Raw genomic sequence first — 10391 nt, 5'->3', positions numbered from 1 at the left:
GTGCGCAATTGCGCACTAGGCCGGGACGACACCCATTATTGTGTCGTCGTTCACATCCGCCTCAATTCCGAAACTGCTCCAGAAACATCCGCAAACTGTCATGCGGGCTCTCCACGTCCATGATCAGCCAACCCTCCGGACCGTTGACCAGGATGAAGTTCAGCGTCACTGGTCGGCCGTGATTGTCGAAATTCGCCGCGACATAGGTCTTGTCGTATTGCTTGCGGAGGACCGCGATCGCGACGGGGCCGAGCTTCCAGCTCGGGCTTTGCACCAGGAAATCATAGGGCTCGGTCCGCGGTGCGGACCACGCCTTGCGTAGGCTCGGGTCGAAGAATTGCCGGGCGGTGGCGTCGTCGCGCGGCAGGCCCTTGGACAGCTCCGGCGCGCCCTCGCCATAATGGGCATAGACGTTGCGAACGAGCGATTCCGGGGTGCGAAAGCCGGCCTCGGCCGCGGCCAGCCAAAGCCCGGCGAACAGGGCCGCAATGCCCGCAAGTTCCCTCATGCCCGCCGCTCGCTTTATCGGCCGCCGCTTTTACCTTAAAAGCCTAGCATTCAGCGACCGGGACCGAAAACTCACATGCGCGAATTGTTCGAAGAAGCTGCGGGGCAACCCCCGCCGGATCCGCGGGAATCGGCGCGCGCCTCCGCGCGGACTCCGCTGCGCAAACGCTTCTACAAGGAGGCCGGCGCGACCGAGGCCGAGGACGGCTTTGCGATCACGCTCGACGGCAAGCCGATCCGCACGCCGTCCGGCCGTCAGGTGGTGATCCCCGCGCGGGCGCTCGCGGATGCCGTCGCGGCGGAATGGGCCGCTCAGGGCGCGGCGATCGATCCCGTGACCATGCCGCTGACGCGGATCGCCAACAGTGTGGTCGAGGGCGTGGTCGACAGCGTCGAGCTCGTCACTGACGACCTCGCAAAATACCTCGAGACCGACCTGCTGTTCTATCGCGCCGGCCACCCCGAGGGGCTGGTCGCGCGCGAGGCCGCGCATTGGGATCCCGTGCTGTTCTGGGCCGCGGAGGCGCTGGGCGCGCATTTCATCCTGTCGGAGGGTATCATGCATGTGAAGCAGCCGGACGAGGCGCTCCGGGCCGCCCGCGCCGCCCTGCCGGAGGATGCCTGGTCGGTTGCCGCCCTCCATATGGTGACGACCCTGACCGGCTCGGCGCTGCTGGCGCTGGCGCTGGCCCATGGGGTGCGAGACGCCGGCCAGGTCTGGGCCGCCGCCCATGTCGACGAGGACTGGAACGCCGATCAATGGGGCGTGGACGAGGAGGCGGCCGCCCGCCGGGCCACCCGGTTGCGGGATTTCGAGGCCGCCGTGGCGGTATTGGCGTTCGTGAATCCGCCCGCGGCCAAAGGTCCTTAACGGGAGGTTTACGACGGGGCCTTAGGGTGGGACCAGCATTCCCCGGACCCTAATATGGCAACGCCGATAAGCTCGATCGTTCCCGTCAGTGCCGCCAGCCCCGTGGCTGATGCGGCGACGCCCGATCTCGTGCTCCAGGCCGGCAGCGTCGTCGATGCCAAGGTCATCAGGGTGCTCGCCGACAATCTGGTGCGGATCGCGATCGCCAATCTGTCGATGGACGTGATGTCCGAGGTGTCGCTGACGCCGGGGCAAAATCTCCAGCTCGCAGTGTCGCAGAACGACGGCACCATCCGGCTCGCCGTCGTCAACGGAGCAGGCGAGGCGAGCGCCGATCAGGTCGCGCTGACGCCGTCTGCGGCCTCGCTGGCCGACAGCCCGTCGCTTGCGCCGTCCGCGACCGCGGCCCGCAATCTCCTGACGCCGGCCGAACAGGTCGCCATCACTGTCGCCTCGGCCGAGGCGGTGACCAAGCAAGGCAGCCAGGCGCCGCTGTTCGCCAATCTGGCGTCGGTCGTGACCGGTAGCGACCTGCCGGCCGGCCTGAAGCAGGCGGTGCTCGACGTGCTCGCGCAACAGACGCCGCTCAACACCGCCCTCGATGGCGGCGATATCGAATCCGCCTTCCAGAAGTCGGGCCTGTTTCTCGAGGCCTCCCTTGCCGCGGGCACGACGCCACCGTCAGGCGCGGTGCCGGACCTGAAGGCGGCGCTGCTGGTGTTGCGCCAGACGTTGGTGGCGACATCAGATACAGTCGAGACCATCGCGCCACAGGCTGCGCAAAGCACAGTGCTTCCGTCCGGCGCTCTGGCCACTCAGCGGACCGCAGGGCCGGCGTTGCAGGTGGCGGGCGAGGCGGCACAGGGAGCGTTGCCATTACCCGAAGCGGGGATTGCCCAGCCTTTGCAATTGCCACGCGACGCCGCGCTTGCGGCCGCCGTACTCGCGGATATGGCTGGCGAAACGCCGCAGGCAGCGCTGCCGCGGACCATGTCCGCAGGTCTTGCGGCGAGCCTGCTGCAAGAGGTCACGCAAAATCTGCCGCGTATGACCGGCAATGTGCCGGGCTCGAACAAGGCCGTGCCCGACGGCCACGTTTTCGAGACGGCCGCGCGGACGAGCACGCCGCCGCCGTTTCGCGGCGCGCTGCCATCGCCGCAATCGGTCGCCTCGCCATCGCTCGCACCAAATGCCCCGCTCGCTGCGACCGTGCATCGCCTGCTCGACGACACCGATGCCGCGATCGCGCGGCAGACCCTGATGCAAGTCGCCTCGTTGCCCGATCGCGTTGACGCGAGCGGCCATCGCATCGACCCGACCGTGCCGCAGTGGAATTTCGAGATTCCGTTCACGACTCCGCAAGGCACCGCGATGGCGCAGTTCGAGATCTCGCGCGACGGCGGCAATGAGTCACCGGATCCCGCCAAGCGGGCCTGGCGCGCGCGCTTCTCGCTCAACGTCGAGCCGAGCGGCCCAGTGCACGCGCTGATCACCCTCAACGGCGACAAGACCTTCGTGCGGATGTGGGCCGAGCGGCCGGCGACCGCGCAGCAGCTCCGCGCTGGTATCGGTAAGCTCAATCAGGCGCTGACCAAAGCCGAGCTCAAGCCCGGCGACATCGTCGTGCGCGACGGTACCCCGCCGCAGGCGGCGCCGGCGCGCGCCGGACATTTCCTGGATCGTGCGACATGAGCGAGGAGTCCAAGCTCGCAATTGCGCTGCATTACGAGAAGGGCAGCGGCGCGCCTGTTGTCGTCGCCAAGGGCAACGGCACGATCGGCGCCAAGATCGTCGAGATCGCCAAGGCAAACGACATTCCGATCGAGGAGAACGAGGTGCTGGCTGGCGCGCTCTCCAAGGTCGAGCTCGGCGAGGAAATCCCGCCTGATCTCTACAAGGCCGTCGCCGAAGTGCTGGTGTTCGTGCTGCGGCTGTCGGGCCGCGTGCGCTAGCGTACAGCGCTGGCGCACCTCTCTCTCCGCGTCATTGTGAGCGACCCGAAGTGTTGCCTCAAACCTTGTCGGCCGTCTTCTTCACCGTCAGCGCCTGGTCGATCGCAAAGCCGCCGATTTCGCTCATCGCCTGCGAGATCACGTCGCCCTTGCCGGCAAAGCCGGCGGAGAGATAGTCGAACTGGGTTCGCGCCAGCCGAAGCACTTCGATCGGCACCGCTACCACGGTCTCGTGAAAGCTGTCGATAGAGGCGCGCAAGCTGTCGAGTTCGGTGGTGAGCGTGCCGATATGGCTTTCCGCGCTCTGCATCAGGCCGAGCAGCTTGCCGCGTTCGATATCGAACGCGGCAAGCTCGGCGGCCGCGGCTGCCGTCACCTCGGCGAGCTGCGCGCGCAACGCCTCGATCTGGCTGACCATGGCGTCGGAGGCAAGCTCGGCGGCCTCGCGCAGCTCGACGTGCCGCGTGCTCTCTTCCTGCTGCTGGTGATAGAGCCGCTCGGCCGTCATCGCCCGTTGCGTCAGCGCCTCGATCAGGCTTGCCGCGCGCAGCAGCATCTCGCCGTTCCGACCCGACACCATGCTGGCCATCCGCCGCAGGAAGCCGGTGGTCTCGGACGACGAGTTCGGAGGCAGGGGGACGACCGTGGCGGACATGAGGTGATGCTTGCAGCCGGACGTGATGACCGCCGCCGTACCGACTGAGCTCACGCAACCTTCGGCGCCTGATCGAAGAGGTGGAGCAAGCCTGAATCGGCTGGCCCGGTCAACCTGCGGGGATCGACAAAATGGCGGCAATCCCGCCGCCAGAGCGCGAGAGATCAGGCGTCCTTTTGTCGTCCGATCCGGCCGAGATGGGTGAAGCCGAAGCCGGCCGAATATTTCAGGCCATAGCCCAGCGCCCGGTCGATCCCGATATGGGCGAGCCAGATCAAGGCGATGGACAGTGTCAAAGGCGAGGCGAGGCCGAAGCCCAGCGTCATCAGCGTCACCGGTGCCAAATAGCTGTGAACGGCGTTGTAGACCAGGGCACCGAATTTGGCGTCCGACAAATAGGCCAGGAAGCTCAGGTCGGGGACGAAGAAGAGCAGGGCAAAGACCAGCCACGAGCCGCCCCAGGCCACATAGAGCATCACCATGCCTGTGAACAGGGTCAGGCCCTCCAGCCGCAGCAGGATGTTGACGCCGCCTGTCACAGAGCCGGTCTCGGCAGCTCGCTCGTCCATGGTCGCCTCCCAGGCAATACTTTGTAATTCCTTGCGCTTTGGCGCTGCGGCAAGGCAGCCCTGCGGCGCCGAAAGCGGCTTCCCGGTCCGCAAAATGCCGTGTTAGAACCCCCGGCAATCGCATTTAGGCTAAGAACTGGCGGGAGCAAATGAAGAATATCCTGGACGCCCTTGAAGATCGTCGTGCCGGCGCAAAGCTCGGCGGCGGGGAGAAGCGCATCGAGGCGCAGCACGCCCGCGGCAAGCTGACCGCGCGCGAGCGCGTCGAGCTCCTGCTCGACAAGGGATCGTTCGAGGAGTTCGACATGTTCGTCGAGCACCGCTCCATCGAGTTCGGCATGGAGAAGAACAAGATCCCCGGCGACGGCGTCGTCACCGGCTGGGGCACGGTGAATGGTCGCAAGACTTTTGTCTTTGCTAAAGATTTCACGGTGTTCGGCGGCTCGCTCTCGGAAACGCACGCGCTGAAAATTACAAAACTCCAGGACATGGCGATGAAGGCGCGGGCGCCCATCATCGGCCTCTATGACGCAGGTGGCGCCCGCATCCAGGAGGGCGTCGCGGCGCTCGCCGGCTATTCCTACGTGTTCCGCCGCAACGTGCTCGCCTCCGGCGTGATCCCGCAGATCTCCGTCATCATGGGCCCCTGCGCCGGCGGCGACGTCTATTCGCCGGCGATGACCGACTTCATCTTCATGGTGAAGAACACCAGCTACATGTTCGTCACCGGCCCGGACGTCGTGAAGACCGTCACCAACGAGGTCGTCACTGCCGAAGAGCTCGGCGGCGCCTCGGTGCACGCGACGCGCTCCTCGATCGCGGATGGCGCCTTCGAGAACGACGTCGAGACGCTGTTGCAGATGCGGCGCCTGATCGACTTCCTGCCGTCCAACAACACCGACGGCGTGCCGGAATGGCCGAGCTTCGACGACATCGGCCGCCTCGACATGTCGCTCGACACGCTGATCCCCGACAATCCGAACAAGCCTTACGACATGAAGGAATTGATTCTGAAGGTCGTGGACGAGGGCGACTTCTTCGAGATCGCAGACATGTTCGCCAAGAACATCGTCACCGGCTTCGGCCGTATCGCAGGCCGTACCGTCGGCTTCGTCGCCAACCAGCCGATGGTGCTCGCCGGCGTGCTCGACAGCGATGCGTCGCGCAAGGCCGCGCGCTTCGTCCGTTTCTGCGATGCCTTCAACATCCCGATCGTCACCTTCGTCGACGTGCCGGGCTTCTTACCCGGAACCGCGCAGGAATATGGCGGCCTGATCAAGCACGGCGCCAAGCTGCTGTTCGCCTATTCGCAGTGCACCGTGCCGCTGGTCACCATCATCACCCGCAAGGCCTATGGCGGCGCCTTCGACGTCATGGCCTCCAAGGAAATCGGCGCCGACATGAACTACGCCTGGCCGACCGCCCAGATCGCGGTGATGGGCGCCAAGGGCGCGGTCGAAATCATCTTCCGCAGTGACATCGGCGACCCCGACAAGATCACGGCGCGCACCAAGGAATACGAAGACCGCTTCCTGTCGCCGTTCATCGCCGCCGAGCGCGGCTACATCGACGACGTCATCATGCCGCACTCGACCCGCAAGCGGATCGCGCGGGCGCTGGCGATGCTGAAGGACAAGAAGGTGGAAACGCCAGCGAAGAAGCACGACAATTTGCCGTTGTGAGAGAGGCGTAGGGGGGTTAGGCGAAGCCGTAACCCACCGGCTGAACCGACCGTGCGCCAAGACCGAGGTGGGTTACGCTACGCTAACCCACCCTACGGGCTCGATCCTGCATCCCATGACCGAAGACGATCAGACCGACCAGATATCTGACATAGAAGCGCGGATCGAGGCGCTCGCCGAGATCGCCGAGCGCTGCCGGAAGTTCATCCTGGCGTCCAAGATCGCCATCGGTAGTGGCGCTGCATTGCTGCTGGTGACGATGCTCGGCGTGTTCGACCTCGGTCAAACGGCGGCGCTCGGGTCGATTGCTCTGGTGCTCGGCGGAATCGTTTCGCTCGGCTCGAACATCAGCACGTTGCGGCAGGCGGATGATTCCATTCGCGCCGCGGAGGCGCTTCGGGCTCAGCTGATCGGCAGAATCAACCTTCGCGTGGTTGAGGATACGCCGATGAAGCTGGTGTAACGTCCGCTTCACGCTGCAGCTCTTGGCGTCAGCAACTGCAATTCCGCGCGGCATTCGGCGGCGAACGCCTGAAGCCGCTCGGCGGTTTGCTGATCGAGGATCGCCTTCGCCAGACGCTCGGCGCGGGCAACCTGCTCCTTGAGATAATCGATGCGAGTCATGTGGCACCTCCCGCCGGAATAATTTGAAGCAAATTGCTTCGTTCCGGCGATGGTGAGGGTATGGCTAATGACGGGTTAATTGCGTGCGGTGGGTCACGCGCGCGAGCTGTGTAGGGCGGATTAGCGGAGCGTAATCCGCCATCCTTTGCGGCGAGGAAGATGGCGGATTACGGCTCTCGCCTAATCCGCCCTACGAGCCTTATCCGCCGCCGCAAAATGCGCCATCTGGTCGGCGAGGGCCTTTGCGAACGATGAACGGCCCGTTGCGCGTGCGACGTAGGCGCGGCAGGCCGGACTGTCCGCCAGCCCATCGAAGCGATCGACGAGCCGCAGCACGTCCGACATCAGGATGTCGGCGACCGAGAAGGACCCTGCCAGCCACTCGCGGCTAGCCAGCACCGGCTCGAGGTGCTTGAGCCGGTGGGTTTTGAGGAAGTCGTCGAAGAACTTCACGGCAGGCGAGGCATCGTCGTTGCCGGTGAACTTGAAAAGCGACCAGGGCAGGCCTGCCATCTCCACCGAATTGAGCGCCGCGAACAGCCATTCCTTTGCTTGGGCACGGCCGCGCAGATCGGTGGGCATCAGCTTCCCGCTGCGCTCGCCCAGATGCAGCAGGATGGCGCCGCTCTCGAAGATCGAGAGGTCGCCGTCGGTCAGCCATGGCACCTGGCCGAACGGCTGGTGCGCGAAATGTTCGGCATCTCGGTTGCCGAACGGCACGCTGGCGAGGCGATAGGGCAAGGCGGCTTCTTCGAGCGCCCAGCGTACGCGGAGGTCGCGCACGAAACCGCGCGGGGGCTCGGGAACCCAATCGAATGTGGTGAGGGTGAGGTCGGGCATGCGGTGTCTCCGTGCTGTCTCGAGCATAGGACGGATGGAGGCGGCGCGCTCCGACAGGGGGATGCGAATTTTTGCAGGGGGGCTACGGTGCCTAAAGCGGGTTAGGCGAAGCTGTAACCCGCCTCAGGCCTGCCGACTTACCGGCACGCGGGATAGCCGAAGCGCTTGATGATTTCGCTTCCTGAAATCGCATGAAAGGCGAAAGTGTCCATGAAATGGTTGTCGCTGACATACTTGCGCAGGGCGCCGTTATAGGTGCTGAGCATTTGTTGCGTGCTAGAGGGGCTGATGATTCCCTTTTGCATGTTGCCGCCGGCGTGAAACAACAACGTCGCGCCGGGCGTGACGCAGACGGTGCGGATCGAAAGGAACATGGTGCAGGCGGATTGACAGTGGCTATCGATGCGGAAGCGCTCACCGGACGCGTTATACTGCTGTATCACGTTCTGAAACCGCGCAAATGCGGATGCATCGCGAGCGCCGTAGCCCATGCCCAAGGACGATACGGAGCCATCGGCGTAGGCCGCTTGTCCCGCGAGGCTGCACAAAGCGTAAAGAAATCCAAACACGCCCAGCGTGCGTGCCAATCGCCGCGATCTATTCAAAGCGCCCTCCTAAATTGGTTGGTAGAAATTGGTTTCGGACGAGAGTGGTAATTTGCCGGGCTGACCAATTCAAGCAGCTTCGCCGCGAAGATCATTGGATATGCATGGCAATCACTGGCCAAGCTTCGCCAGCTTGCCTTGTTTCGCCGCGTCGACCGCACGCTCCGCATCCTCAGGCAACAATATCCGCTCCGCGACCTGCCGCGCCGCTTCACGCCGAACCGCCGCCACATACGCCCCGTCATCGGCATATCGCTCAGCAATCGACAGCCTGGGATCGTGCACTTCCTTTCGTGCGGCTTCCGTTGGTGCAAACGGCACCACGGCGCCTTGCAGCGGATAGAGCGCCGTCGGGCCAAACCCTATCGCGCGCGGATTCCATGCCGTGTAGGTCGCGCGCGGCACGGCCAAAGCAAGCTGGCGGATTCCCGCGATGGCCATGCCGTCATCGTCCGCCTTCGGCACGAACACCGGATAACGCCCAATCTCCTTTGGCGGCAGCACGCTCTGATCGGAGAAAGCGGCCAGCGTGTGGATGCCGGCGTAGGGTAGGCCGGGGATATCGGTCGGCACCGCGCCTTGCGCCGGCACGAGCGTGCCGTGGGCGCGCATGGGGACGCGGCTTGCAGGCGGCTTGGTGCCGTCGCCGATCCAGGCGTTGAGGTCGGTGAGCAGTGCGCGCATCGGCATACCCGCATGCATCGGGTTTTGCGGCAGCGACATCGCCGGCAAGCCCTTCTTCATCACATCGGCCGCTTCCGCGAAATGCGGCGAGCCCGCGATCATGTAGGCGCGGACATTGTCGGGGAGGTCGAGATGGTTGCCGGCGAGATCCGTCACCAGCAGCGAGGCGTGCGAGGCCCACCATTCGTGCTCGCTGTCGGTCTGCATCACTTTTGGACAAGTGACCGAAAGCGAACAGCGCCGCAGGATTCCATCGGTCTTGCCGGAGTAGGGATCGCTGAGGCTTGCATAGGTGAAGGGAAAGAGATCGGCCTGCCACGCCGGATCCTGCGGATGGCGCGGGTTGCGGCCGGGATGGCCGAACTGCACATTGGTCGCCATCCGTCGGGTGCCCGCGACATGCGGCATCAGGCCGTCGAACACCACGCGGCCCGCAAGGTCTTCATTGAAGCCGAGATAGAGGTAGTCGCGCAGGAAACGGCCGGATTGCGAGACGCCGAAACCGATGGCGCGGGTGACCGACGGATGCAGCCCGTCGAGCAGCGGGTTCGCCGGCGTTTCGTCGCGGCGCAGGAAGCTGACGACATCGCGCACGGCGGCATAGCCCATGCCGAGCGGTACCGGATCGCGCGCGGTGTAGGTGATCTCGTAGAGCGCGCCGGCGTCAAAGCCGTCGGGCCGGGTGATCTCCACCGTCTTGGGATCGACCAGCTTTGCCGAAAAGCCGGGCGGCATCTGTCGCGGATCAGCCCAGGCGGCGCGCACGGTGACGTTGAGGTTGGCGGCCTCAGTCGCGGGCCAGGTCAGCGTCGCGCGGGCGGGATTGGTGGTATTGTCGAAGATCACTTCGTCGCGCGCGGGGCCGGTGACGCCTTTCAGCACCGGCGCGATCATCGCGAGCTGTCCCGGCTTGGAGGGGATGTCGCCATGCCAGCCGACCCAGACCATCGTGTAACCTTGGCGGTGCAGGAAACCGATGCCGGCGTCGTTGACCTTGTCCGCATTGTTGGCGCCGGGCTGCGCGGAATCATCGAACAATTGCGGCGCGAGTTTTCTGCCGCGATTGGGGACTTCGAGCAGCAGCGTGCCGTTGCTGTGGGTGGGATCGCCGGGCTTGAGGATCACGACGTCGGCGGTGGCCTCGACCCTGCCGTCGGCGTTGCGCGGCGCCAGCGCGAGATCAGTGATGACGGCATTGCGATCATCGGCCGGGTTCAGCGCAAAGGTCGCGCGCGCGGTGATGCGCTCATAGGTGCCGACAGCGCCGAAGCTGCGCCCAGCAAACGCGGGCACACGTTCCGTGATGTCGAAACGCACGACCTCGGCGCGCGCGGCGAGGGAAAAGACGCAGGTGATCACGATGATCCCCGTGATGATCCTGCGCATGGCGGTCCTTCCCTGC

General features: G+C 65.0%; 12 protein-coding genes. 5 read left to right on the top strand and 7 right to left on the bottom strand.

Annotation, left to right across the window (positions count from 1 at the left end; genetic code table 11):
- Positions 1-61 precede the first annotated feature (61 nt).
- Positions 62-508 (bottom strand): hypothetical protein, encoded by a 447-nt coding sequence (locus tag JJE66_RS36110; RefSeq protein WP_200520556.1) that lies wholly within the window; start codon positions 506-508, stop codon positions 62-64.
- 75 nt (positions 509-583) lie between these two features.
- Between JJE66_RS36110 and JJE66_RS36105 the strand changes: the two genes are divergently transcribed.
- The 3 genes from JJE66_RS36105 to JJE66_RS36095 are packed head-to-tail and all read left to right on the top strand — an operon-like array spanning position 584 to position 3330.
- Entirely contained in the window at positions 584-1378 is a 795-nt protein-coding gene (locus JJE66_RS36105; protein WP_200520555.1) for an ATP12 family chaperone protein, read from the top strand.
- Positions 1379-1432: 54 nt separating this feature from the next.
- Positions 1433-3070 carry a flagellar hook-length control protein FliK gene (locus tag JJE66_RS36100; RefSeq protein WP_200520554.1) on the top strand — a complete coding sequence of 546 codons (1638 nt, stop codon included), beginning with the start codon at positions 1433-1435 and terminating at the stop codon, positions 3068-3070.
- The gene (locus tag JJE66_RS36095; RefSeq protein ID WP_200520553.1) at positions 3067-3330 is read left to right on the top strand and encodes an EscU/YscU/HrcU family type III secretion system export apparatus switch protein; all 264 of its coding nucleotides are present in this window, start codon (positions 3067-3069) and stop codon (positions 3328-3330) included. Before JJE66_RS36100 ends, JJE66_RS36095 begins: the two co-directional genes overlap by 4 nt.
- A gap of 58 nt (positions 3331-3388) precedes the next feature.
- Here JJE66_RS36095 and JJE66_RS36090 read toward each other — a convergent pair whose 3' ends face one another.
- Both JJE66_RS36090 and JJE66_RS36085 read right to left on the bottom strand, forming a co-directional pair.
- Entirely contained in the window at positions 3389-3985 is a 597-nt protein-coding gene (locus JJE66_RS36090) for a hypothetical protein (RefSeq protein ID WP_200520564.1), read from the bottom strand.
- 164 nt (positions 3986-4149) lie between these two features.
- Complete coding sequence (locus tag JJE66_RS36085; RefSeq protein WP_200520552.1) at positions 4150-4554, bottom strand: DUF4260 domain-containing protein; 405 nt, start codon at positions 4552-4554, stop codon at positions 4150-4152.
- A 149-nt stretch (positions 4555-4703) separates the two neighbouring features.
- Here JJE66_RS36085 and JJE66_RS36080 point away from each other — a divergent pair, with 149 nt between their 5' ends.
- Both JJE66_RS36080 and JJE66_RS36075 read left to right on the top strand, forming a co-directional pair.
- Positions 4704-6236: an acyl-CoA carboxylase subunit beta gene (locus JJE66_RS36080; protein ID WP_200520551.1), complete on the top strand. Its 1533-nt coding sequence runs from the start codon at positions 4704-4706 to the stop codon at positions 6234-6236.
- Between the two features lie 115 nt (positions 6237-6351).
- Positions 6352-6699, top strand: coding sequence for a hypothetical protein (locus JJE66_RS36075; RefSeq protein WP_200520550.1), 348 nt, complete (start codon positions 6352-6354; stop codon positions 6697-6699).
- A gap of 8 nt (positions 6700-6707) precedes the next feature.
- Here the strand turns inward: JJE66_RS36075 and JJE66_RS36070 are convergent, their stop codons facing one another.
- The 4 genes from JJE66_RS36070 to JJE66_RS36055 all read right to left on the bottom strand — a co-directional run bounded on the left by JJE66_RS36070 (position 6708) and on the right by JJE66_RS36055 (position 10375).
- The gene (locus tag JJE66_RS36070; RefSeq protein WP_200520549.1) at positions 6708-6860 is read right to left on the bottom strand and encodes a hypothetical protein; all 153 of its coding nucleotides are present in this window, start codon (positions 6858-6860) and stop codon (positions 6708-6710) included.
- A gap of 180 nt (positions 6861-7040) precedes the next feature.
- Positions 7041-7700, bottom strand: a complete 660-nt coding sequence (locus JJE66_RS36065; RefSeq protein ID WP_200520548.1) for a glutathione S-transferase family protein — start codon at positions 7698-7700, stop codon at positions 7041-7043.
- 137 nt (positions 7701-7837) lie between these two features.
- On the bottom strand, positions 7838-8287 hold the full coding sequence (locus tag JJE66_RS36060) for a hypothetical protein (protein WP_200520547.1): 450 nt from the start codon (positions 8285-8287) through the stop codon (positions 7838-7840).
- A 129-nt stretch (positions 8288-8416) separates the two neighbouring features.
- On the bottom strand, positions 8417-10375 hold the full coding sequence (locus tag JJE66_RS36055) for an alpha/beta hydrolase domain-containing protein (RefSeq protein WP_200520546.1): 1959 nt from the start codon (positions 10373-10375) through the stop codon (positions 8417-8419).
- Between the last annotated feature and the right edge of the window lie 16 nt (positions 10376-10391).

Origin of the sequence: Bradyrhizobium diazoefficiens (assembly GCF_016612535.1) — a bacterium.
GTDB lineage: Bacteria > Pseudomonadota > Alphaproteobacteria > Rhizobiales > Xanthobacteraceae > Bradyrhizobium > Bradyrhizobium diazoefficiens_C.
The sequence above is the reverse complement of the archived record's forward strand: the minus strand, read 5'-3'. Positions and strand labels throughout refer to the sequence as shown.